Genomic DNA, 23,927 nt, shown 5'->3' with positions numbered 1-23,927 from the left:
TCACGGCCGGTCGGCGAAGGCCAGCGCGAGCTCCCGGACCCGTTCCGCCACCGGCACGACCGTTCCGTCCACGAGCAACCGTGCGATCAGCCGGGCGACCTCGGCGAGTTCGGCCTCGCCCATCCCCTGGCTGGTCACCGTGCCGGTGCCCAGCCGGATGCCGGACGCCTCGGCGGCGGGCGCCGGGTCGTACGGCAGTGCGCACTTGCCGAGCAGCAGCCCGGCCGCCGCGCAGCGCCGCTCGGCCTCCGCGCCGGTGACGCCCAGCGGGCTCACGTCCACCGTCACCAGGTGGGTGTCGGTGCCGCCGGTCAGCGGGCGTGCACCGGCCTCCGCGAGCCCTGCCGCCAGCACCCGCGCCCCCGCCACCGTCCGGTGCGCGTAGGCCCGGTAGCCGGGCGTGGACGCCTCCGCGAGGGCCACCGCCTTGCCCGCCACCTCGTTCATCGCCGCGCCGCCCTGGCTGAACGGGAACACCGCCCGGTCGATCCGCTCGGCCAGCTCCGCGGTGGACAGCAGCAGACCCCCGCGCGGGCCCCGCAGCAGCTTGTGGGTGGCCGCCACGGTGACGTCCGCGTACGGCACCGGTGAGGGCGCCACGCCGGCCGCGATCAGGCCGGTGGTCTGCGCCGCGGAGGCGATCAGGTAGGCGTCCACCTCGTCGGCGATCTGCCGGAACGCCGCCCAGTCCGGGTGCCGCGGGTAGGAGATCGAACCGGCCACGATCGCCTTCGGACGGTGCCGGCGGGCCAGGTCGCGCACCTGGTCGAGGTCGATCAGGCCGTCGGCCTCGCGCACGCCGTACCCGGTGAAGGCGAACCAGCGGCCGGAGAAGTTCGCGCGCGAGCCGCAGCTCAGGTGGCCGCCGTGCTCCAGCGACATCGCCAGCACCCCGTCGCCGGGCCGCAGCAGCGCCGCGTAGGCCGCCAGCATCGCCGAAGTCGCCGACCGGGGCTGGACGTTGGCGTGCGGGGCGGCCAACAGCTGGCGGGCCCGGTCGATCGCCAGCAGCTCGGCGGCGTCCGCGAGGGCGCAGCCGGTGTGGTGCCGGCGGCCCGGGTAGCCCTCGGCGTACTTGTCGATCAACGGCCCGGTCAGCGCCGCCAGGACGGCCGGGGAGGTCAGGTTCTCGCCCGCCAGCAGCTGGATCGACTCGGCCCGTCGTTCGGCCTCGGCCGCCAGCAGGTCGGCCAGCTGCGGATCCGCCCGGTGCAGCGCCTCGGACGCCCAGGGGCGCCCGTTCGTCGCTCTCGGACCGGTCGGGGCGTCGGTGACGGTCATGGCGGGGCTCCCGGGCCGCGTGGGGGCGCCTCCCGGCGCGCGGGCCGGGAAGGATCGATTCCTCCAGCGTAGGACCGGCCCGGCCGGGTGGCGCGCCGACGCGGGGCCATTCGGCGCCTTCGTTCCGGCGGTCGCCCGGGTGGTCGCCCCGGGCGGGGGCTCAGCGCAGCGCGGACACGCCGGTGAGTGCGGTGACCACCGGGTCGACGGCGTGGAATATCTCCTCGCCGCAGTTGCGGAACATGCCGATCGGCGCCCCGTACGGGTCCTCCAGCTCGTCCGACTCCGGGGTCGCGGCCAGCAGCCAGCCGCGCAGTGCGGCGGCGGCCCGGACCAGGGCGCGGGCGCGCTCGGTGACGTCGGCGCCGCGCCGCGGGTCGGGCAGGGTGCCCGGGTCTATCGTCCGGACCAGGCGGGTGAACTCCTTCAGCGTGAAGGTCCGCAGGCCCGCCTCGTGCCCCATCGAGATCACCTGCGCCCGGTGGTCGAGCGTCGCGGTGAGGACGAGGTCGGCCTCCACGACGTGCTCGTCCAGCAGCTCGCGACCGGTGAAACCGCCGCTGTCGGCGCCGTACTCGTCCAGGACGGTCGCCGCGTGGTCCTCCATCGGCGCGCCGACGTGGCCCCAGGTGCCGGCGCTCTCCACCAGGATCCGCCCGGCCACCCGCGGGCTGAGCCGGGTGTCCAGCTCACGCCGGGTGAGCCGCTCGGCGATCGGCGAGCGGCAGATGTTCCCGGTGCAGACGAACAGGATCCGGAAGTGGTCCAGCGGCCTGGGGCCCACGGCCAGGTACGGTGCTATGCCCGGCCCGGCGTGGAGCGAGGCGGTCGGCGTCAACTGCCGGCCTCCAGGTCGGGGACGACCTCCCTCAGCTGCTCGACGCTGATCGCGCCCGCCCGCAGCAGGACCGGGACCTTGCCCGTGACGTCGACGATGGACGAGGCGGTGGCGTGGTCCGCCTGCCCGCCGTCCAGGTAGACCGAGATGGCGTCGCCGAGCTGCGCCTGCGCCTCGTCGCAGGTCGCCGGGGACGGACCGCCGGTCTTGTTGGCGCTGGAGACGGCCAGCGGGCCGGTGGCGTTCAGCAGCTCGATGGCGACCGGGTGCAGCGGCATCCGGACGGCGACGGTGCCGCGGGTCTCGCCGAGGTCCCAGCGCAGCGAGGGCTGGTGCTTGGCGACCAGGGTGAGCCCGCCCGGCCAGAACGCGTCGACCAGCTCCCAGGCCTGCTCGGAGAAGTCGGTGACCAGGCCGTGCAGGGTGGTCGGCGAGCCGACCAGCACCGGCGAGGGCATGTTGCGGCCGCGGCCCTTGGCGGCCAGCAGCTCGCCGACGGCCTCCGGGGAGAAGGCGTCCGCGCCGACCCCGTACAGGGTGTCGGTCGGCAGCACGACGAGTTCGCCGCGGCGGATGGCGGATGCGGCCTCGCGCAGGCCGGTGGCACGGTCCCCGGCGTCGGCACAGTCGTAGCGGCGGCTCATCGGTGCGGTCCCCTTCCGGAACGGCTCATCACAGCGGTCACAGCACGGCCTCGTGCACGGCGGTCCGGCACGGTGCCGGACGGCCCGGCACGACGCCCTGCGGGCGGTCGTACGGTGCCGGACGGTTCACAGCGAGGCCCTTCGGGCCGTCGTGAAGCGCGGCCGGTTGTTCAGGTCGCGGTGGTCGGCGGTGTCCGTCCACCCGCGTTCCTCGTTGAAGATCCACGGCACCTGGCCGCCCTGCTGGTCGGCGTGCTCGACCACCACCGCGCCGCCCGGGCGCAGCAGCCGGGCGGCCACCCGCTCGATGCCGCGGATGGTGTCCAGGCCGTCCTCGCCGGAGAACAGCGACATCTGCGGGTCGTGGTCGCGGGCCTCCGGCGCGACGTACTCCCACTCCGTGAGCGGGATGTACGGCGGGTTGGAGATGACCAGGTCGAAGCGGCCGTCCCAGGAGCGGTCGTCGGCGAAGGCCAGGGTGGCGTCACCGGCGTGCAGGGTGACCCGGGCCCGGTCCGGGCTGGCCTCGATGTTGCGCCGGGTGTACTGCAGCGCGCCCTCGTCGAGTTCGAAGGCGTGCACGGTCGAGCGCGGCAGCTCCTGGGCCAGGGCGAGCGCGATGGCGCCGGAGCCGGAGCACAGGTCGACGACCAGCGGCTCGGCGACGTCCATGTCGCGGACGGCGTCTATGGCCCACTCGACGACCGTCTCGGTCTCCGGCCGGGGCACGAAGACCCCGGGGCCGACCTCGAGCTCCAGGTAGCGGAAGAACGCCCGCCCGGTGATGTGCTGGAGCGGCTCGCGCGCCTCGCGGCGGGAGACGGCCTCCCAGTAGCGGGCGTCGAAGTCCGCGTCCTGCACGGTGTGCAACTGGCTGCGCTTGACGTCGTGGACGTAGGCGGCGAGTTCCTCCGCGTCGAAGCGCGGCGACGGCACGCCGGCCGCGGCCAACCGCTGGGTGGCCTGGGCCACCTCGGCGAGCAGCAGGTTCATCCGTACGACCTCTTGTTTCTGCGCTCCGGCTTCTGGCTTTCGGGCTGGGGCGCGCCGGTCTCAGTTCTGTTGGGCCGCGGCCAGCTTGGCCGCCGCGTCCGCGTCGACGCAGGACTGGATCACCGCGTTCAGGTCGCCGTCCAGGACCTGGTCCAGGTTGTACGACTTGAACCCCGTGCGGTGGTCCGAGATGCGGTTCTCGGGGTAGTTGTACGTCCGGATCCGCTCGGAGCGGTCCACCGTGCGGACCTGGCTGCGACGCGCCTCCGAGGCCTCCCGCTCGGCCTCCTCCTGCGCGGCGGCCAGCAGCCGCGAACGCAGGATGCGCATCGCCTGCTCCTTGTTCTGCAGCTGGCTCTTCTCGTTCTGGCAGGACGCCACGATACCGGTCGGCAGGTGGGTGATCCGGACCGCGGAGTCGGTGGTGTTGACCGACTGGCCGCCGGGGCCGGAGGAGCGGTAGACGTCGATCCGCAGGTCGTTGGCGAGGACCTCGACCTCGACCTCCTCCGCCTCGGGGGTGACCAGCACGCCCGCCGCGGAGGTGTGGATGCGGCCCTGCGACTCGGTGGCGGGGACGCGCTGCACGCGGTGCACGCCGCCCTCGTACTTCAGCCGGGCCCAGACGCCCTGGCCGGGCTCGGCGTTGCCCTTGGTCTTCACGGCCACCGAGACGTCCTTGTAGCCGCCGAGGTCGGACTCGTTGGAGTCGATGATCTCGGTCTTCCAGCCGATCCGCTCGGCGAAGCGCAGGTACATCCGGAGCAGGTCGCCGGCGAACAGCGCGGACTCCTCGCCGCCCTCGCCCGCCTTGATCTCCAGGATGACGTCCTTCTCGTCGCTCGGGTCGCGCGGCACGAGCAGCAGTCGCAGCTCCTCGGTCAGCTCCTCGCGGCGGTGCTCGCCGTCCTTCACCTCGGAGAGGAACTCCGGGTCCTCGGCCGCGAGTTCACGCGCGGCCTCGATGTCCTCGCCGGCCTGCCGCCACTCCCGGAAGACCCGGGTGATCGGGGTCAGCTCGGCGTACCGCTTGGCCAGCTTGCGCGCGTTGGCCTGGTCGGCGTGGACGGACGGGTCGGCCAGCCTCTTCTCGAGGTCGGCGTGCTCGACGAGGAGCTCTTCGACTGCCTCGAACATGGGGGTGGCCTTCTTCCCGGAGATCGGTTGGTGTGGTGGGACGCGAACGGCGCCGGTCCCCAGCGCCCCCGGAACGAGTACGGGGGCACCGGGAACCGGCGCCGAGGGAGCGCTAGGCCTTCGCGCTGTGCTGCTTGCCGAAGCGGGCCTCGAAGCGGGCCACGCGGCCACCGGTGTCGAGGATCTTCTGCTTGCCGGTGTAGAACGGGTGGCACTGCGAGCAGACCTCGGCGCGGATCTCGCCACTGGTCTCGGTCGAGCGGGTCACGAACTCGGCGCCGCAGGTGCAGGTCACACGGGTGACCACGTACTCGGGGTGAACGTTGGGCTTCAAGGGGTTCTCCTAGGTTTCGGGAGGGCACCGGGTCGGCGGCTGGAGCGCCGCACGTGAACCGGGACCGACGGACCAGTCTGCCAGGACCGGCCGCATCTTCCCAAACCGGGGCCCGCTCCGGGATATTCCGCGCGCCGCCGCGGGCCCGTCGCGCGCCCGCCCCGACCGTGCCGCGCCGGCCGTGCCGCGGCCCGGCGCCCGGTCAGCGCCTGGCCGGGGCCTTCGCCGCGCCCGTCGCGGGGCCCGTGGGGGCCGTGGGGGCGGCCTGGGCGGGGTTCTCCGGCTGCGCCGAGACGACGGACTGCGGGAGCGGCTGGTCGGCCTTGAGCGCGGCCCAGAGCTGGTCGGCCTGCGGCTGCTGTTCGACGACCCGGTTGGGGTCGCTGGGTGCGGTCACCACCGGCAGGGTCACCATGCCGAGCTGGTCCGGCCCGATGCCCTTGAGCTCCTGGACGAGGCCCACCAGGGCGTTCACCGAGCCCAGTGCGGAGTCGGTGGTGACGCTGCTGGTCATGGTGTCGCCGATCGACCACAGCTTGACCGGGTTGGAGAACAGCCCGAGCCCGCCGGCCTGCTGCAGCAGCGACCGCACCATCTGCTTCTGCAGTTCGATCCGGCCGAGGTCGCTGCCGTCGCCGACGCCGTGCCGGGTGCGGACGAAGGCCAGGGCCTGCTGGCCGTCCAGGTGGTGCTCGCCGGGGGCGAGGTCGAGGCCGCTGTCCTTGTCGTGGATGGCCACCGTGGTGGTCACGGTGGCCCCGCCCAGCGCGTCCACGACCCGGGCGAACCCGGCGAAGTCGATCTGCACGTAGTGGTCCATCCGCAGCCCGGTGAGCTGTTCGGTGGTCTTGACCGCGCAGGCGGCGCCGCCGGTCTCGAAGGCGCTGTTGTACATGGCGCGCTTGGCCCCGGGCACCGTCCGGCCGGTCGCGTCGGTGCAGTCGGGCCGGGCGACGAGGGTGTCGCGCGGGATCGAGACGACCTCGGCGCGCGAGTGGTCCTGGTTGACGTGCACCACCATCGCGGTGTCCGAGCGGGCGGTGTCGCCGGTGTCGCCGCCGGCCAGGTCGCCGTTCCGGCCGTTCCGCGAGTCGGAGCCGAGCACCAGGATGTTGAAGGACCCGTCGGTGGCCGCCGGCGGGCGGGCGTCGCCGAGCCGGGCGTTGATGTCGACGCTCTTGATGTTGCCGTTGAGCTTGTAGTACGCGTACCCGGCCGCTCCGGCACCGAGGACGACGAGTGCGGCGAACGCGCAGGCCGCCGCCCGCAGGACCTTGCGGCGGCGGGTCAGGACCCTCTTGTGTTCGGCCATACGGTCCAGAGTAAATCGGACAAGATGATCCAAAGACCCCAGGATGTCCCAATCCTGGAACAAAGGCCCGGCCGGACGCACGGAACCCCGGACCGCTCGCGCGATCCGGGGTTCCGTGTCCGACTGCCGTCCGGCTACCGTCAGTCGCTGGAGCCGGGGGTGGTCTTGGCGATCTGCATCAGGAACTCGGCGTTGCTCTTGGTCTGCTTCATCTTGTCCAGGAGCAGCTCGATCGCCTGCTGCGAGTCCAGCGCGTGCAGCACCCGGCGGAGCTTCCAGACGATGGCCAACTCCTCGCTGCCGAGCAGGATCTCCTCCTTGCGGGTGCTGGAGGCGTCCACGTCGACGGCCGGGAAGATGCGCTTGTCCGAGAGCTTCCGGTCGAGCTTGAGCTCCATGTTGCCGGTGCCCTTGAACTCCTCGAAGATCACCTCGTCCATGCGCGAGCCGGTCTCGACCAGCGCGGTGGCCAGGATGGTCAGCGAGCCGCCGTTCTCGATGTTGCGCGCGGCGCCGAAGAACTTCTTCGGCGGGTACAGCGCGGTCGAGTCGACACCACCGGACAGGATGCGGCCGGAGGCCGGCGCCGCCAGGTTGTAGGCGCGGCCGAGACGGGTGATCGAGTCCAGCAGGATGACCACGTCGTGGCCCAGCTCGACCAGGCGCTTGGCGCGCTCGATGGCCAGCTCGGCGACGGTGGTGTGGTCCTCCGCCGGGCGGTCGAAGGTCGAGGAGATGACCTCGCCCTTCACCGACCGCTGCATGTCGGTGACCTCTTCCGGACGCTCGTCGACCAGGACGACCATCAGGTGGCACTCGGGGTTGTTGTGGGTGATCGCGTTGGCGACCGCCTGCAGCACCATCGTCTTGCCGGTCTTCGGCGGCGCGACGATCAGACCGCGCTGGCCCTTGCCGATCGGCGACACCAGGTCGATGATCCGGGTGGTCAGCACGCCCGGGTCGGTCTCCAGGCGCAGCCGCTCCTGCGGGTACAGCGGGGTGAGCTTGTTGAACTCGGGGCGGCCGCGGCCGCTCTCCGGGTCCATGCCGTTGACGGAGTCCAGCCGCACCATGGCGTTGAACTTCTCGCGGCGCTCGCCGTCGCGGGGCTGGCGCACCGCTCCGGTGATGGCGTCGCCCTTGCGCAGGCCGTTCTTGCGGACCTGGGCGAGCGAGACGTAGACGTCGTTCTGGCCCGGCAGGTAGCCGGAGGTGCGCACGAACGCGTAGTTGTCGAGGATGTCGAGGATGCCCGCGACCGGGATCAGGACGTCGTCCTCGCCGATCTGCGGCTCGGCGGGGCCGGCCTCGAAGCCCTCGCGGCGGCCGCGGCCACGGCGGTCGCGGTAGCGGCCGCGACGGCCACGACGGCCGTCGCCGAACTCGTCGTCCTCGTAGCCGCCCTGCTGGGCCTGCGGCTGCTGGGTCTGCTGGCCGCCCTGGCGGCTCTGCTGGCCCTCGGCCTGGCCGCCCTGCTGCTGGCCGCCGCCCTGCTGGGGCTGGCGGTCGGCGCGCTCACGGCGGTTGCGGCGGTCGCGGCGCGACTCGCGGCCCTCGCCGTCCTGGGCCTCGCCGGTCTCCTGGCGGTCGGTGCGCTCGGGGCGCTCGCCCGCCTCGCGGCGGTCCCGACGGTCGCGGCGGTCGCGGCGGGTCTCGGTGCGACCCTCCTCGCGGCCCTCGAAGGCGCGGGTCTCGGCCTGCTTGGGCTCGGCCTGCTTGGGCTCGGCCACGACCACCGCGGCGTCGGCGGCGGCGGCCTCGGCGACCGGGGCACCGGCGGCGGAGGTGGCGCGGCGGCGGGTGCGCTCGGCGCGGGCGGGCGCGGCGGTCTCCGCAGCGGCCTGGACCGGGATGTCGATCTGGGCCTGTGGCTCGGCGGCCTTGGCCTCGGCCGCGGCGGCGGCCTTGGTGCGGCGGGCGGGCTTCTCGGCCGGCGCCTCGGCGTCCGCCTTGGCGGCGGTGCGCTTGGCGGCGGCCGGGGCGCCACCGGCGGCGAGCAGCGGGTCCCCGCCGCTCTTCTCCTTGATGGTCTCGATCAGCTGGCTCTTGCGCATGCGTCCGGTACCGGTGATGCCCAGGTCCGCGGCGAGCTTCTGCAGCTCGGCCAGGACCATGCCGTCCAGGCCCGCGGCGGCGGTGCGGCGGCGCCGCGCCGGGGCCGCGGGTGCGGCGGCTGCGTCCGACGCTTCGGCGTCCGGGCGCGCGCCCATCAGATCGGTGGAGTCGCTCACTAAGGGTCCTTCCCTGGAGCGGACGTCGGCCTGTCTGGCTCGGCGACCGGTTGTGCTGTCCTGACCAACGCTCGACTGCGTCGGTCCGAGGCGGTGATCCCCCGAAAGGCGGAAGCCGGTCGAGGGAGAGCTGCGAGGTGCGGTGCTTGAAGCACGGTGGTGCTGAGTGGCGCGGTGGGCCGGTCGTGTGCCGACCGGGCGTACCCCCACGCTGCCTGCGAATCCCGGGCCCCCGTCGCGTGACGGTGGCCCGCGCTCCGCCCGTCCTGGCCTCGAGGTGGGAGGCCGCGGGTGGGAGTCAGGTGCCGTCACGGCTTCGGGATGCGGCCGCATGTCGCGCAGGCAGGCTGCGTACGCGCTGCGGTGGGCTCCCGGAGAATCGTCGCCCCGTGCATCGCCGCGACTCCACGGCAGTGGAGAGCTGGGATCGGGACGCGGCGCACCGAGCCCCGGAGGGCACCTGGTGCAGCAATGAGGTTAACACTACCGACCCCCTCAGACATTCCCCAGCCTTGCGCTTGCCAATCGTGTCCGGAGCACCCGGCTCGGCGCGGTGCCGAGCCGGGCCCCGGCGAGCGGCCCGAACGGGCTGCTCAGACGTCCAGCGGGAGCACGGTGGCCCCGGTCCGGTCGAGCTCCAGGCGGTGCGCGGCGAACGCCGGGTCACCGCCGTGGCCGTGGTGCCCGGCGAAGGAGAGCACCTTGTCGGCACCCGCCTCGTCGGTGAGGGCGAGGACGGTCGGGCCGGCCCCGGAGATGACCGCCGGGACGCCCTCCGCGCGCAGCGCGCCCACCAGCGCGGCGCTGTCCGGCATCGCGGAGGACCGGTAGTCCTGGTGCAGCCGGTCCTCGGTGGCGGCGAGCAGCAGCTCGGGCCGCCGGGTCAGCGCCTCCACCAGCAGCGCGGCGCGGCCGGCGTTGACCGCGGCGTCGGTCAGCGGGACGGTCTTCGGCAGCAGGCCGCGGGCGGTCTCGGTGAGCACCTCGCCGGCGGGCACGAAGACGATCGGGACGACCTGGCCGGAGGGCTCCAGGGTGACGGCCTTGGCCGACTCCTCGTCGGTCCAGGCGATGGTGAAGCTGCCGCGCAGGCAGGCCGCGACGTTGTCGGGGTGGCCCTCCAGCTCGGAGGCGAGGGCCAGCAGCGCGTCGTCGTCCAGGGCGGACGGGCCGCCGATGGTGACGGCGCGGGCGGCCACGATGCCGGCGCAGATGGCGGCCGAGGAGGAGCCCAGGCCGCGGCCGTGCGGTATCCGGTTGGCGCAGACCACTTCGAGGCCGCGCGGCTGGCCGCCGAGGCGGTCGAAGGCGGCGCGCATCGAGCGGACCAGCAGGTGGCGCTCGTCGCGGGGCAGCGTCTCGGCGCCCTCGCCGGCGATGTCGACCGAGAGGCCGGAGTCGGAGACCCGGACGACGACGTCGTCGTACAGGCCCAGCGCGAGCCCGAAGGCGTCGAAGCCCGGGCCGAGGTTGGCACTGGTCGCGGGAACCCGGACCCGGACGGCGGCGGCACGGAACGCGGGACCGGCCATGCGGTGGACTCTCCTGGGGAAATCGGGCGGCGCGGAGCGCGTCGTCGGTGCAGGGGCGGGAACGGACCGCGGGCCCCGTCCGGGGCGGGCGGTCACGGTCGTCGGTTCGGCCCGGAGGGCCAGGACCCGGGGCATGTGCCACACGGCCGAACCCAGAGTATCGAAGAGAGGTTCCCCAGTGGTACACCCCATGGGCCTTCGATCTGGTGTGTTGCCGCTTCTGGCCGGAATGCGCACCGGATTCGGTTCGGAATGCGAAGCGTAATTGACACAAAAGTGTCACAGGAGAACGTCGACGGGCCGACCCCCGAAAGGGTAGGCCCGTCGAAGCGTCAGACCCGGTGACCGGCCCGGTCCCGGGTCAGTCGAGCAGGCCCAGGCGCCGGGCCGCGGCCTCCGGGTCGATCGGGACGACCTGCGGCTGCGGCGCGCCCGCCACCGCCCAGTCCGGGTCCTTGAGGCCGTTGCCGGTCACGGTGCAGACGATGCGCTGGCCCGGGTCGACCAGGCCGGCCTCCGCCTTGGCCAGCAGGCCGGCCACCGAGGCGGCCGAGGCGGGCTCCACGAAGACGCCCTCCTGCGAGGCCAACAGCCGGTAGGCAGCGAGGATCTGACGGTCCGTCACCTTGTCGATGAGGCCGCCCGACTCGTCCCGCGCGGCGAGCGCGAAGTCCCACGAGGCCGGGTTGCCGATCCGGATCGCGGTGGCGATGGTCTGCGGCTTGAGCACCGGCGCGCCGTCGACGATCGGGGCCGAGCCGGAGGCCTGGAAGCCCCACATCCGCGGCGTGCGCGCCGCGAGGCCGTCGGTGGCGTACTCGCGGTACCCCTTCCAGTACGCGGTGATGTTGCCCGCGTTGCCGACCGGCAGGACGTGGATGTCCGGGGCGTCGCCGAGCATGTCGACGATCTCGAACGCGGCGGTCTTCTGACCCTCGATCCGCACCGGGTTCACCGAGTTGACCAGGGCCACCGGGTACTTCTCGGACAGTTCACGCGCAAGGGTGAGGCAGTCGTCGAAGTTCCCGTCCACCTGCAGGATCTTGGCGCCGTGCACCAGCGCCTGGCCCATCTTGCCGAGGGCGATCTTGCCCTGCGGGACGAGCACCGCGGAGACCATCCCGGCCCGCACCGCGTACGCGGCGGCGGAGGCCGAGGTGTTGCCGGTGGAGGCGCAGATGACGGCCTGGGCGCCCTCCTCCTTGGCCTTGGAGATGGCAATCGTCATCCCGCGGTCCTTGAAGGAGCCGGTCGGGTTGGCGCCCTCGACCTTGAGGTAGACCTCGCAGCCGGTGCGCTCGGAGAGCACCTGGGCGGGGACGAGCGGCGTGCCGCCTTCGAGCAGGGTGACCACCGGGGTGGAGTCCGTGACCGGCAGGCGGTCCCGGTACTCCTCGATCAGGCCGCGCCACTGGTGGGTGTGCGCGCCTCGGACGACGTTCTCGGCAACGGCGTTCATGGCTGTTCCTTACTCCCCTTCGACCCGCATGATGCTGGCCACGTCCCGCACGCTGTCCAGCGCGCGGAGCTTGTCGACCGTCGCCGACAGGGCGGCGTCGGTGGCACGGTGGGTGACCACGACGAGCGAGGCGTCGCCGTCGCGGCCCTGCTGGCGCACGGTGTCGATGGAGACGCCGTGCTCGGCGAAGACGGACGCCACCTGGGCGAGCACGCCCGCGCGGTCGTCCACGTCCAGGCTGACGTGGTAGCGGGTGACCACCTCGTCCATCGGCTTGGCGGGCAGCTGCGTGTACACCGAGTCACCGGGGCCGGGGGCGCCCGCGAGCTTGTTGCGGCAGACCGCGACCAGGTCGCCGAGCACCGCGGAGGCGGTCGGCGAGCCGCCGGCGCCGGGGCCGTAGAACATCAGCCGACCGGCCGCCTCGGCCTCGACGAACACCGCGTTGTAGGCCTCGCGGACGGAGGCCAGCGGGTGCGACAGCGGGATCATCGCCGGGTGGACCCGGGCGGTCACCGAGGCGCCGTCGGCGGCCCGCTCGCAGATCGCGAGCAGCTTGACCACGCAGCCCATCGCCTTCGCGGAGGCGATGTCGGCGGCGGTCACCTCGGTGATGCCCTCGCGGTAGACGTCGGCGGCGGTCACCTTGGTGTGGAAGGCGATGCCGGCCAGGATCGCGGCCTTGGCGGCGGCGTCGAAGCCCTCGACGTCGGCCGTCGGGTCGGCCTCGGCGTAGCCCAGCGCGGTGGCCTCCTCCAGCGCCTCCGAGTAGCCGGCGCCGGTGGTGTCCATCTTGTCGAGGATGAAGTTGGTGGTGCCGTTGACGATGCCCAGCACCCGGTTGACCTTGTCCCCCGCGAGGGACTCGCGCAGCGGCCGCAGCAGCGGGATCGCGCCCGCCACGGCGGCCTCGTAGTACAGGTCCACCCCGGCCGCCGCGGCCGCGGCGTGCAGCTCGGCGCCGTCCTGGGCGAGCAGCGCCTTGTTGGCGCTGACCACCGAGGCGCCCTGCGCGAACGCCGACAGGATGTGGTGTTTGGCGGGCTCGATGCCACCCACCACCTCGACCACGACGTCGATGTCGCCCCGGTTGACCAGGGCCTCGGCGTCGGTGGTGATCAGGTGCTCGGGGACGCCCGGGCGGGTCCGGCCGGCCCGGCGGACCGCGATGCCGGCGAGCTCCACCGGGGCGCCGATGCGCGCGGCGAGGTCGTCGGCCGTCGTCGTCATGATGCGCGCCACCTCGGAGCCCACCACACCACAGCCCAGCAACGCCACCTTCAGCGGGCGCGTACGCATCATCCGACTCCGCTCTGCATTCATCGTGCTTCGGTAATTCCGGCGGGATTCTCGGGGCCGCCGGGAACTTCGGTCCGTACCAGTCTCGGGGACTTTCCGCACGGATCTACGGTCGTTCCATGATCTGAGACGAGAATTTCGTCATCCGATATCGAGACGCAGGAGATCCTCCTCCGTCTCGCGCCTGACGATCACCCGCGCCGCACCGTCCCTGACGGCCAGCACGGGGGGCTTCAGGGCGTGGTTGTAGTTGCTCGCCATCGACCGGCAGTACGCGCCGGTGGCGGGCACCGCGATCAGGTCGCCCGCAGCCAGGTCGGCCGGCAGGAAGGCGTCCCGCACCACGATGTCGCCGGACTCGCAGTGCTTGCCGACCACTCGCACCAGCATCGGCTCCGCGTCGCTGCGGCGCGACACCAGGGCCACCGAGTACTCGGCGTCGTACAGCGCGGTGCGGATGTTGTCGGACATCCCGCCGTCCACGCTGACGTAGGTGCGCAGGCCCTCCAGCGGCTTGACGGTGCCGACCTCGTACAGCGTGAACGCCGTCGGGCCGACGATCGCCCGGCCGGGCTCCACGCTCAGCCGGGGGGCCCGCAGGTCCGCGGCGGCGCACTCGCGGCGCACGATCTCGCCCAGCGCCGCCGCGATCTCGGCCGGCTCGCGCGGGTCGTCGTCGCTGGTGTAGGCGATGCCGAGGCCGCCGCCCAGGTCGATCTCGGGCAGCTCGACGCCGTGCTCGTCGCGGATGCCGGCCAGCAGGCCGACCACCCGGCGGGCGGCCACCTCGAAGCCCGCGGTGTCGAAGATCTGCGAGCCGATGTGCGAGTGGATGCCGCGCAGCTCCAGGCTGTCGTGGGCGAGCACCCGGCGCACCGCCTCGGCGGCCGCGCCGCCGGTCAGCGAGAGCCCGAACTTCTGGTCCTCGTGCGCGGTGGCGATGAACTCGTGGGTGTGCGCCTCGACGCCGACGGTGATCCGGATCAGCACCTGCTGGCGGACGCCGTGCCGGGCGGCGATCGCGGCCAGCCGCTCGATCTCCTCGTAGGAGTCGACCACGACGTGCCCGATCCCGGACTTCACCGCGTGCTCGAGCTCGTCCACCGACTTGTTGTTGCCGTGCAGCGCGATCCGCTCGGCCGGCATGCCGGCGGCCAGCGCCACGGCCAGCTCGCCCGGGCTGCAGACGTCGAGGTTCAGGCCCTCCTCGTGCAGCCAGCGCACGATCGCCTTGGAGAGGAACGCCTTGCCGGCGTAGTAGACGTCCGCCCCGGTGCCGAAGGCGTCCCGCCAGGCGCGGGCCCGGGTCCGGAAGTCCTCCTCGTCGAGCACGTAGGCCGGCGTGCCGAACTCGGCCGCCAGCGTCCGCACGTCGATGCCGCCGACGGTGACCGCACCCGCGGCGTCCCGGGCGACGGTGCGCGACCAGACCTTGGGGTCGAGCGCGTTGAGGTCCGCCGGCGGGGCCTGGTAGTGGCCCTCGGGCAGGACGTCGCCGTGACGGGGGCCCGCGGGGTGTGCTGAGCGAGACATGTCCTTGTTCCTTGACCTATGGCGAGGGGCGGCGACGGTCCCCGTTGACCGTCAGCCGCCCCCGCTGTGCGCGATGGGGGTGGTGCCTACATCCGCTCGGGCGCCGTGACGCCCAGGAGCGTCAGCCCGTTGGCCACGACCGTGCGCGTCGCGTCGGCCAGCCACAGCCGGGCGCGCGTGAGGTCGGTGACCTCCTCGTCGCCGCGCGGCAGGATGCGGCAGTTGTCGTAGAAGCGGTGGTACTTGGCCGCCAGGTCCTCCAGGTACGTGGCGACGCGGTGCGGCTCGCGCAGCTCGCCGGCCGAGGCCAGCACGCGCGGGAACTCGCCGAGGTGGCCGAGCAGGTCGGACTCCCAGTCGGTGGCCAGCAGCTCCGGTTTGAAGTCCTCGGCCGCGCCGCGCGAGATGCCCTGGTCGTCGGCGTTGCGCTGGACCGCGCACATCCGGGAGTGGGCGTACTGGACGTAGTACACCCGGTTCTCGTTGGTCTGGCTGGTCAGGACGTTGATGTCGAGCGTGATGGTGGAGTCCGTGGAGGACCGCGCCAGGGTGTAGCGGGCGGCGTCGACGCCGATCCACTCGACCACGTCGTCGATCGTGATGATGTTGCCGGCCCGCTTGGACATGCGGACCTCCTCGCCGTCGCGAAGCATCTTCACGAACTGGCCGATCTTCACCTCGATGTTGTGGTTCATGTCGTCGCCCGCGCAGGCCGAGATGGCCTTCAGGCGGTTGACGTACCCGTGGTGGTCGGCGCCCAGCATGTAGAGCGCGACCTCGGTGCCGCGGTCCCGCTTGGACAGGTAGTACGCGGCGTCGGCGGCGAAGTAGGTGGTGTCGCCGTCGGCCTTGATCAGGACGCGGTCCTTGTCGTCGCCGAAGTCGGTGGTGCGCAGGAAGACCGCGCCGTCCTGCTCGAAGACGTGGCCCTGCTCGCGCAGCCGGTCGATGGCCTGCCCGACGGCGCCGGACTCGTGCAGCGACCGCTCCGAGAACCAGACGTCGAAGTGGGTGCCGAACTCGTCCATGGAGCGCTGGATCTCGGCCACCATGAGCTTCAGGCCCTCGGTGCGGAAGACCTGCAGCTGCTCGTCCTCGGGCAGGTCGAGCACGCCCGGGACGGCGTCGGTGAGCGCCTTGGCGATGTCGACGATGTACTCGCCGACGTACCCGCCCTCCGGCACCTCCCGGCCGTTCGCGGCGGCCTGCAGCGAGGCGGCGAACTTGGAGATCTGCACGCCGGCGTCGTTCAGGTAGTACTCGGTGGTGACGTCGGCGCCGCAGGCCCGCAGCACGCGCGCCAGGGAGTCGCCGACGGCCGCCCAGCGGACGCCGCCGATGTGGATCGGGCCGGTCGGGTTGGCGGAGACGAACTCCAGGTTGATCTTCAGGCCCGCGAGGTCCCGGTTGCGGCCGTAGCCCTCGCCGGCCTCGACGATGGTGCGGGCCAGCGCACCGGCGGTGGCGGTGTCCAGGGTGATGTTCAGGAAGCCCGGGCCGGCGATGTCGACCTTGGCGACGCCGGTGATCCCTCGCAGGCGGTCGGCCAGCAGCTCGGCGACGGCTCGCGGCGGCTTGCCGGCCGCCTTGGCGAGCTGGAGGGCCACGTTGGTCGCGTAGTCGCCGTGGTCCCTGTTCTTGGGCCGCTCGACCGTCACGTGCTCGGGCACGGCGACGGCCAGCTCGCCCGCCTCGACGGCGGCGCTCACTGCGGCCTGGACTGCCTGGGAAAGCTCTGCGGGGGTCACGACGCCAAGCGTAGGCGAGACGGGGTGCCCGCCCGCCACCCGGTTTACCGGTTGAGACGCCGTCGCGCCGTCCGGGCCGGGGTGTCAGCCGCGATCGGTGCGCTCTGTTCGCTCAGGGCGAAACGCGCTCGGCCGGCCGCCGAGCTCCATCAACCGCCGCACCAGCGCGACCAGGTCGGCCGGGTCGAAGGGCTTGCCGAGGTAGCCGTCCACGCCGACCGCCTCGCCCAGGTCGAGGTCCGCCGGGGTGCAGGCGCTCACGATCGCGATCGGCAGTCCGCTGGTCGCCGGGGCCGCCCGCAGCCGGGCCGCCGTCCGCAGGCCGTCCAGCCGCGGCATCATCACGTCGAGGGTCACCACGTCCGGCTTCACCCGGCGGACGACCTCCAGGCACTCGGCGCCGTCGGCGGCGGTCACCACCTCGAAGCCCTCGAGCTCCAGGTTGACCCTGATCAGCTGGCGGATCACCTCGCTGTCGTCCACCACGAGGACCCGCCCGGACACTCCCGACACCTCACCGAGGGTATCGGCGCCCCCGCCGCCCCGTCCGGCCTTTGGGCACTTCCACCGCCCCCGGCACCCCTCCCCCTCGACTCCTCCGCACCGCCCGGGACGGCTCCCCGGGAAACCCGTGCACGGAGCACGCCCGGAGCCTGGTAGTGTTCTTCACGTCGGAGGCGCCAGCGCCGAGGACACCAGCCAGGCCCCCGTAGCTCAGGGGATAGAGCACCGCCCTCCGGAGGCGGGTGCGTAGGTTCGAATCCTACCGGGGGCACTTCGCAGGAAGTGCAACTGAGGCCCAGATCAGTGGAGTTGATCCACGGATCTGGGCCTTCGTCATGTCCGGCCCCGGGTGGGGCCGGACACGCCGGGCGGCCGGGCCCGGGGCCGGGCCGGTCAGGAGGCCGCGGCGGCCTCGGCCTCGGCGTAGAGCGCGGCGATGGTGTGGTCGAAGTAGGCGCTGTAGGAGACGTCGTCGGAGTCGCCGCCCTGCTGGAAGCCGCCGATGGCACCGACCACGTCGCCCGTCGCGACGTCGATCCACGGGCCGCCGCTGGTGCCCGCCGGGTAGGCCGGGCAGGAGACGACGCGCTGGTAGGTGCTCTGCTTGCCGGTGCTGTTGGTGCAGAGGCTGGGCGTCTCCGCGTCGCCGGGGTACCCGTACAGGTGGACGGTGGCGCCGAACGGCTCGTCGGTGCCGAGGTGGTTGCCGCCGACCACGTCCTCGACGTTCCGGCCGTTGCTGGGGGCGGTCTCCAGGATCGCGAAGTCCTCGTCCTGGTCGCCCTTCCCGGACCAGCCGGAGGTGGTGTGGACGGCGGTGACCCGCCAGCTGCCGAACGGGGCGGAGCCGTCGCGGTAGCCCGGGACGAAGGTGACGCCGTCGGCGCTGTTGAGGCAGTGCGCGGCGGTCAGCAGCAGGTTGCCGGTGGGGCTGTGCAGGACGCTGGCGGTGCAGAAGTGGTTGCCGGCCGCGATGCCGCCGCTGAACAGGGCGCCGACGGTGGCGGCCTCCGGGTCCGTGGACGCGGCGACCGTGGTGGTGCCGAGGACGGCGGTCCGGGTGCTCGCCTTCGCACCGGCGGACGCCGTCGGCGTCCCGGCGGGCACCGCGTCCTCGCTCGGGGAGTCGGTCGGGGTCTCGCTCGCGGTCCCGGTCGGCGCCGGCTCCGGGGACTCGGCGGGGCTCGCGGCCGGGCTCCCGGTCGGGCCCTGGGCCTGGTCGGTGCCGTCGGTCGGCGCCGCGGCGTCGAGCGCTCCGGGCGAGGCGGTGGCCTGCGCGACGGCGGCCCGGGGGCTGCGGGCCGCCTTCCCCGCGGCGGTCGCGTCGGACAGGCTCAGCCCGTGCGTGCCGGTCACCACGGCGGCCACCACCACCGCCGAGAGCGCGGTGAACAGGGTCGGGGCCAGCAGGCGGTGGCGCTTCGTGTGGCGGCGGTGCTGAGCCATGCCCGTGTCTCCTACCGGTGTCGGTGGCGGTGTCCGGTCAACGACTATGACGCCTCCGCCTCGAAACGTCGTTACCGGTGTCTGGGAGCAGGATGAGAATCCGTCACCCCTCGCCCAACAGGCGCTCCAGGTCCGCGGGTCCGAGGAACGCGCTGTGCGTCCCGGCCCGGGTGCAGGCGAAGGCGCCGGCGGCCGTGCCGACCCGGGCGCAGTCCAGCGGTGCGAGGCCCCGGAACCAGGCGGCGAGGAAGCCCGCGACGAAGGCGTCGCCGGCGCCGTTGGTGTCCACCACTGGGCGGCCCGGGTCGACGGCCGGCAGGTGGTGCACCGCGCTCCCGCCCCGGGTGAGCTGGTAGCAGCCGTCGGCGCCCGCGGTGGCGGTGACGACGGTCGCGCGGCCTTCGGCGAGGATCCGACGCATCACCTCCTCGTGGCGGCCGCGGCAGCCGGCCGTGGAGAGGAACACCAGGTCGGAGCCGAGCGCGTAGTCGAGGTGGTGCGGGTCGGCGCCGTCCCAGTCGTGCAGGTCGGTGGAGGTGGTGCGGCCGAGCCGGTGCAGGTCGGCGTACATGTCCCGGTTGACGCCGGTGATGGAGAGGTGGACGTGCCGGCTGCGCTCCGCGTAGGGGAGGTAGAACGCACGCGGCAGCCGCAGGTCGGCGGGGTGGCGGCCGTCGTAGAAGGAGAACCGGCGGCCGGCGGCGTCGACCAGGTTGACCCCGCGCGGGGTGCCGTGCGGGCTCACCAGGTGGGCGAGGTGCAGGCCGTGGCGCTCGTGGGCGGCGCGGACCAGGTCGCCCTGCGGGTCGTCGCCGAGGAAGTCGAGGAGGGCGGTGCGCAGGCCGAGGTGGTGGGCGCCGAGGGCGACGCCGTTGCCGGTGTGGCCGAGGTGGTCGTGGACCGGTCCGACGGACAGGGAGTCGCCGGGCGGGACCTCCAGGCGCTCCACCCGGACGATGGTGTCCACGCCGGCCCCGCCGACGACGAGCAGGTCGAACTCGGGCAGCGCCACGGCGCCTCCTTGATCCCTGGGCAGTGGCCAGGAGTCAAGCAGGCGCCGGAGGTCGACTGCAAGACCTTGCTGAAGGGTTTCAGGTGGCCCGTTGGCGTTCCGTCGGGGCGGTCGCCCCGGCGCCGGCGGCGGGGCCGGACTGCGCGTCCGCGGAGCGCGCGGCGGCGGCCGGTTCCTCGGCGGCCCGCGACGCCCCGCCCTCGACGGCGGTGGCCTCACCGGGCGCCGGCCGGTGGTCGATCATCAGGAAGGCGACCAGCGCGGCCAGCAGCAGGATGCCCATCGCCACCCAGGTGGCGACCACGTACCCGTGCACCGCGCCCTGGGCCTGGACCGCCGGGTCGGAGGCGATCCGGGTGGCGAGGAAACTCGCGGTGGCACTGGCCGCGATGGTGTTCAGCAGCGCCGTACCGAAGGAACCGCCCACCTGCTGGGCCGAGTTGATCGTGGCCGAGGCCGCTCCGGCCTCGTTCGGGGCGACCCCGAGGGTGGCCAGGCTCATCGACGGCATGAAGACCAGGCCCATGCCGAAGCCCAGCAGCAGCTCGGCGGGCAGCACCATGCCGGCCCACGGGCTGTCCACCTTCATCTGGGTCAGCCAGGCCATGCCGGCCCCGGCGAGCAGCAGGCCGGGCCCGATCAGGTTCCGGGACGGCACCCTGGTCATCAGCCGGGCCGCGATGCCCGTCGAACTGATCACGATGGCGGCCGTCATCGGCAGGAAGGAGAGGCCGGACACGATCGGCGAGAAGTGCTTGATGGCCTGCAGGTAGTAGGTCAGGAACAGGAACAGGCCGAACATGCCGACCATCGCCAGGCCCACCGAGAGCGCGCCACCGCCGCGGTTGCGGTCGGCGACGATGTGGATCGGCAGCAGCGGGTGCGCGCTGCGCCGCTCGACCAGGACGAACGCCGCGAGCAGCAGCACGCCCAGGACCAGCGAGCCGAGCACCAGGGCGTCGCCCCAGCCGCGGGTCACGGCCTCGGAGGTGCCGAAGACGATCGCCAGCAGGCCGCCGCAGCCGAGCAGGGCGCCCGGCAGGTCGAGTCGGATCCGGTTCCCCTTGGCGACGTGGTCGCGCTGGAGCACGGAGAACGCGGCGAAGGCGGTGGCGATGGCGATCGGGGTGTTGACGAACAGGCACCAGCGCCAGTTCAGGTACTCGGTCAGCAGGCCGCCGGCGATGAAGCCGATCGCGGCGCCGCCGCCGGCGATCGCACCGAAGATGCCGAAGGCCGTGCTGCGTTCCTTCGGATCGGAGAAGGTCGTGGAGAGCAGCCCCAGCGCGGAGGGGGCGAGCAGGGCGCCGAACGCGCCCTGGAGGGCGCGGGCGCCGAAGAGCATGGCCGGGTCGGCCGCGGCGCCGCCGAGGGCGGAGGCCAGGGCGAAGCCCAGCAGGCCGATGGTGAAGACGCGCTTTCGGCCGAAGAGGTCGCCCAGCCGGCCGCCGAGGAGCAGCAGGCCGCCGAAGGCGAGCGTGTAGGCGGTGATCACCCATTGCCGGTCGGCGTCGGATATGCCCAGGTCCCGCTGGGCCGACGGCAGTGCGATGTTCACGATGGTGATGTCGAGGACGATCATGAGCTGGGCGATGGCGATGACCGCCAGGGCCCACCAACGGCGGCTGTCCGCGTTCTCATGACCGGTGGCAGGTTGCGCAGACACTGGTCGAGCCTTCCGGAGGGGACGGAGAGGTCACGCAGTCGCCTTCCAGCCAAACTCCCGGGCGGGCGATTGGCAAGGAAAAACCTCACCAAATCGACATTTTCGGGACGAAAGGACTAGGGCCCCGGGTCTCGCGGACGAGACCCGGGGCCCTACGGTCCTGCAGCGCGGACGGTCCAGGCGCACGGGCGGTCCCGGCGCACGGACGGTCCTAGAGCGCGGAGAGCTCCTCGACCAGGTCGTCCAGGCCGAGCGAGCCCTGCGAGAGCGCCGCCATGTGCCAGGCCTTGAGGTCGAACTCCTCGCCGCGGGCCTCGTGCGCCGCCCGTGCCGCCGCCCGGCCGCGCAGCCAGGCGCGCTCGCCCAGCTTGTAGCCGATCGCCTGGCCGGGCATGCCCAGGTAGCGGACCAGCTCGCTGTCCAGGTAGTCCGGGGTGAGGCCGCAGTAGAGGCCGAAGAACTCGCGGGCGGCCTCCGGGCTGACCCGCTCGCCCGGCTTGTACGGGGAGTCCGCGGGGAAGTCCATGTCCGCGTGCATGCCGATGTCGACGATGACCCGAAGCGCCCGCATCATCTGGGCGTTGAGGTAGCCGAGGCGGTGCCCCGGGTCGGTGAGGTAGCCGAGCTCGTCCATCAGGCGCTCGGCGTACAGCGCCCAGCCCTCCAGGTTGGCGCTCACCCCGCCGATGCTGACCTGGTAGGTGGAGAGCCGGTCGGCGACGTAGTTCCACTGCGCGAGCTGCAGGTGGTGGCCCGGGACGCCCTCGTGGTACCAGGTGGAGACGAGGTCCCAGACCGGGAAGCGCTCCCGGCCGAGCGACGGCAGCCAGGTCCGGCCCGGGCGGGTGAAGTCCAGCGAGGGCGCCGTGTAGTACGGGGCGGCCGCGCTGCCGGGCGGGGCGATCCGCGACTCGACGCGGGTGACCGGCTCGGCCAGGTCGAAGTGGGTGCCCTGGAGGTCCCGGATCACCTGGTCCATCAGGCCCTGCAGGTACAGCCGGGTCGCCTCGGCGCCCTCGACGACCGGGCCCTCGACCTCCAGCCACTTCATCGCGGCCATCGGGCCCTCGCCGGGGAGGACCTTCTCGGCCTCCGCCTCCATCTGCGCGGCGAGGTCGTGGAACTCGCTCCAGGCCCAGGCGTAGGCCTCGTCCAGGTCCAGGTCGGCGCCGGTCCACAGGCGGACGAGGCGGCGGTAGCGCTCCCGGCCGGTGGTGTCGGGGGTGTCGGCGGCCGCGGGTCCGTAGACGTCGCGCATCCAGTCGCGCAGCTCGGCGAGCGCCTCGGCGGCGGCCACCGCGGGCCCGGTCAGCTCGGCGCGCACGCCCTCCGGCGCGTCCTGGACGAACTCGCCGAACCAGCCGCCGGGCACGTCCCCGGCCAGCCACTCGCCGAACTGCCCGACCACGGTGGAGACCTGGCGGGGGCCGGAGAGCAGCCCGCTCGCGATGCCGGCGGCCAGGGTCTCCCGGTACTGCGCGAACGCCACCGGCACGCGGGCCAGCCGGCGGCCGACCACCCGCCACTCGTCCTCGGTGCCGGTGGCCATCAGGGTGAAGACGTCGCGGAGCTCGTGCACCGGCGAGCCCAGGTTGCGCACCGCGCGGAGGTGCTCGCCCGCCTCGTGGACGGCGAGCTCGGCGGTCAGCCGCTCGCGCAGCAGTCGGGCGCAGCGGCGCTCGGCCTCGTCCTCGGCGGCCCCGGCCCGCTCCGCCCCGTCGAGGGCGGCCAGGGTGCGGCGGGCGAGGTCGGCGATCGCCTCGGCACCGGCGGGCGAGAGGTCGGGGAGGCGGTCGTCCTCGGGGTTGAGTCCCAGGTAGACCGCGGCGAGCGGGTTGAGTTCGGCCAGGGCGTGGACGTAACCGTCGGCGATCCGGCGCGGGGTGGTGCCGTCGGAGGTGATCAGTTCTTCAACCATTCGGACATCATTTCGTGGCACGGGGGGATTGCAAGCCCTTGACCGAGATCGGTGACATGCACCGGTCGAATGTTCGTCACAGGCCGCCCGGTCAAACGCACGTTCGGCGAACCGCCGCGCGCGACAGGATCCGATCGGGTCGACGCCCATTACGCTGACCGCCATGGAAGCCCGCCCCACCACGGCAACCGGCCCGCTGCCCGAACCGGCCGCACCCGACCCGCGCCCGCGGCGCGCCGGCTACCGGCGGCTGCCGGTCCAGCAGCGGCGCGACCAGCTGATCGCGGTCGCCCTGGAACTGTTCGCCGTCCGGCCGCCCGAGGAGGTGAGCCTGGACGACGTCGCCGAGGCCGCCGGGGCCTCCCGCCCGCTGGTCTACCGCTACTTCGCCGGCGGCAAGCAGCAGCTGTACGAGGCGGCCCTGCGCACCGCCGCCGACGAGCTGACCAGCCGCTTCGCCGTCCCGCTGGCCGGAACGCCGTCCGAGCAGCTGGCGGCCGTCCTGGACGGCTACTTCGCCTTCGTGGCCGAGCACGACGCCGGCTACTCGGCGTTGCTGCGCGGCGGTTCAGTGGTGGAGACGGCCCGCACCTCGGCCATCGTGGACGACGTCCGGCGGGCCGCGCTGAAGCGGACCCTGCGGCACCTGGGGGTGCGGGAGGCCGGGCCGCGGCTGACGCTGCTGGTGCGCTCCTGGATCGCGGTGGTCGAGGGCGCGTCGCTGAGCTGGCTGGACGAGGGGCGCACACTGCCGGTCACGGAGCTGCGCGACTGGCTGGTGGACCAGTTCACGGCGATGGCGGCGGCGACGGCCCTGCACGATCCGCAGACCGCGGGGGTGCTGGCCACGCTGCTGGCGCTGGAGGGGCCGCGGGCGGAGCGGGCGGACCGGCTGCGCGAGGTGCTGGCGGCGCGGTAGCGCGGGAGTGCCGCCGGGGGCCTGCGGGTGCGTTCCGCCTGGGGCTGCGACGACGTGCTGCCGGGGGCCTGCGACCGGCGTGCTGCCGGGGCCCCTCGGGTGCGCGGGTGCCGGACGGACG

Annotated in this window: 19 protein-coding genes and 1 tRNA gene; 2 read left to right on the top strand and 18 right to left on the bottom strand. The window is 73.3% G+C overall.

Annotated elements, in window-relative coordinates; all coding sequences use genetic code 11:
* From AB0N04_RS06950 to AB0N04_RS06885, 14 genes are all read right to left on the bottom strand, one after another.
* Complete coding sequence (locus AB0N04_RS06950; protein WP_363363503.1) at window positions 1-1,281, bottom strand: serine hydroxymethyltransferase; 1,281 nt, start codon at window positions 1,279-1,281, stop codon at window positions 1-3.
* Window positions 1,282-1,441: 160 nt separating this feature from the next.
* A complete protein-coding gene (locus AB0N04_RS06945) occupies window positions 1,442-2,083 on the bottom strand; it encodes a protein-tyrosine-phosphatase (protein ID WP_360204860.1) in 642 nt (213 codons plus the stop codon).
* 32 nt (window positions 2,084-2,115) lie between these two features.
* Window positions 2,116-2,763 (bottom strand): L-threonylcarbamoyladenylate synthase, encoded by a 648-nt coding sequence (locus AB0N04_RS06940; RefSeq protein ID WP_360204586.1) that lies wholly within the window; start codon window positions 2,761-2,763, stop codon window positions 2,116-2,118.
* Between the two features lie 126 nt (window positions 2,764-2,889).
* Window positions 2,890-3,756 carry a peptide chain release factor N(5)-glutamine methyltransferase gene (gene prmC / locus AB0N04_RS06935; protein ID WP_360204583.1) on the bottom strand — a complete coding sequence of 289 codons (867 nt, stop codon included), beginning with the start codon at window positions 3,754-3,756 and terminating at the stop codon, window positions 2,890-2,892.
* 60 nt (window positions 3,757-3,816) lie between these two features.
* Window positions 3,817-4,893: a peptide chain release factor 1 gene (gene prfA, locus AB0N04_RS06930; protein WP_360204580.1), complete on the bottom strand. Its 1,077-nt coding sequence runs from the start codon at window positions 4,891-4,893 to the stop codon at window positions 3,817-3,819.
* 112 nt (window positions 4,894-5,005) lie between these two features.
* Complete coding sequence (gene rpmE, locus AB0N04_RS06925; RefSeq protein ID WP_153462614.1) at window positions 5,006-5,227, bottom strand: 50S ribosomal protein L31; 222 nt, start codon at window positions 5,225-5,227, stop codon at window positions 5,006-5,008.
* 202 nt (window positions 5,228-5,429) lie between these two features.
* On the bottom strand, window positions 5,430-6,539 hold the full coding sequence (locus tag AB0N04_RS06920; protein WP_360204577.1) for an LCP family protein: 1,110 nt from the start codon (window positions 6,537-6,539) through the stop codon (window positions 5,430-5,432).
* A gap of 140 nt (window positions 6,540-6,679) precedes the next feature.
* Window positions 6,680-8,770, bottom strand: a complete 2,091-nt coding sequence (gene rho / locus AB0N04_RS06915; protein ID WP_360204575.1) for a transcription termination factor Rho — start codon at window positions 8,768-8,770, stop codon at window positions 6,680-6,682.
* A 593-nt stretch (window positions 8,771-9,363) separates the two neighbouring features.
* Window positions 9,364-10,302: a homoserine kinase gene (thrB, locus tag AB0N04_RS06910; RefSeq protein WP_360204572.1), complete on the bottom strand. Its 939-nt coding sequence runs from the start codon at window positions 10,300-10,302 to the stop codon at window positions 9,364-9,366.
* A gap of 361 nt (window positions 10,303-10,663) precedes the next feature.
* Window positions 10,664-11,761, bottom strand: coding sequence for a threonine synthase (gene thrC / locus AB0N04_RS06905; RefSeq protein ID WP_360204569.1), 1,098 nt, complete (start codon window positions 11,759-11,761; stop codon window positions 10,664-10,666).
* Between the two features lie 9 nt (window positions 11,762-11,770).
* Window positions 11,771-13,063 carry a homoserine dehydrogenase gene (locus tag AB0N04_RS06900; RefSeq protein ID WP_360204566.1) on the bottom strand — a complete coding sequence of 431 codons (1,293 nt, stop codon included), beginning with the start codon at window positions 13,061-13,063 and terminating at the stop codon, window positions 11,771-11,773.
* 138 nt (window positions 13,064-13,201) lie between these two features.
* Window positions 13,202-14,593 carry a diaminopimelate decarboxylase gene (gene lysA, locus AB0N04_RS06895; RefSeq protein WP_360204563.1) on the bottom strand — a complete coding sequence of 464 codons (1,392 nt, stop codon included), beginning with the start codon at window positions 14,591-14,593 and terminating at the stop codon, window positions 13,202-13,204.
* Between the two features lie 86 nt (window positions 14,594-14,679).
* Window positions 14,680-16,341: an arginine--tRNA ligase gene (argS, locus tag AB0N04_RS06890; RefSeq protein WP_360204560.1), complete on the bottom strand. Its 1,662-nt coding sequence runs from the start codon at window positions 16,339-16,341 to the stop codon at window positions 14,680-14,682.
* A gap of 84 nt (window positions 16,342-16,425) precedes the next feature.
* Entirely contained in the window at window positions 16,426-16,854 is a 429-nt protein-coding gene (locus tag AB0N04_RS06885; protein ID WP_360204557.1) for a response regulator, read from the bottom strand.
* A gap of 190 nt (window positions 16,855-17,044) precedes the next feature.
* Here AB0N04_RS06885 and AB0N04_RS06880 point away from each other — a divergent pair.
* Window positions 17,045-17,116, top strand: a tRNA-Arg gene (locus AB0N04_RS06880).
* 122 nt (window positions 17,117-17,238) lie between these two features.
* Here AB0N04_RS06880 and AB0N04_RS06875 read toward each other — a convergent pair.
* The 4 genes from AB0N04_RS06875 to AB0N04_RS06860 all read right to left on the bottom strand — a co-directional run bounded on the left by AB0N04_RS06875 (window position 17,239) and on the right by AB0N04_RS06860 (window position 22,887).
* A complete protein-coding gene (locus AB0N04_RS06875) occupies window positions 17,239-18,291 on the bottom strand; it encodes a trypsin-like peptidase domain-containing protein (protein ID WP_360204554.1) in 1,053 nt (350 codons plus the stop codon).
* Between the two features lie 103 nt (window positions 18,292-18,394).
* Window positions 18,395-19,303: a carbohydrate kinase family protein gene (locus AB0N04_RS06870; RefSeq protein WP_360204551.1), complete on the bottom strand. Its 909-nt coding sequence runs from the start codon at window positions 19,301-19,303 to the stop codon at window positions 18,395-18,397.
* 79 nt (window positions 19,304-19,382) lie between these two features.
* Complete coding sequence (locus tag AB0N04_RS06865; RefSeq protein ID WP_360204548.1) at window positions 19,383-20,969, bottom strand: MFS transporter; 1,587 nt, start codon at window positions 20,967-20,969, stop codon at window positions 19,383-19,385.
* A gap of 211 nt (window positions 20,970-21,180) precedes the next feature.
* Window positions 21,181-22,887 carry a DUF885 domain-containing protein gene (locus AB0N04_RS06860; protein ID WP_360204545.1) on the bottom strand — a complete coding sequence of 569 codons (1,707 nt, stop codon included), beginning with the start codon at window positions 22,885-22,887 and terminating at the stop codon, window positions 21,181-21,183.
* 163 nt (window positions 22,888-23,050) lie between these two features.
* Here AB0N04_RS06860 and AB0N04_RS06855 point away from each other — a divergent pair, with 163 nt between their 5' ends.
* Complete coding sequence (locus AB0N04_RS06855; protein WP_360204542.1) at window positions 23,051-23,806, top strand: helix-turn-helix domain-containing protein; 756 nt, start codon at window positions 23,051-23,053, stop codon at window positions 23,804-23,806.
* Window positions 23,807-23,927 lie beyond the last annotated feature (121 nt).

It is taken from the genome of Kitasatospora sp. NPDC051702, assembly GCF_040681575.1.
Classification (GTDB): domain Bacteria; phylum Actinomycetota; class Actinomycetes; order Streptomycetales; family Streptomycetaceae; genus Kitasatospora.
Note: the sequence above shows the minus strand (reverse complement) of the source record. Positions and strands in the feature narration are given on the sequence as shown.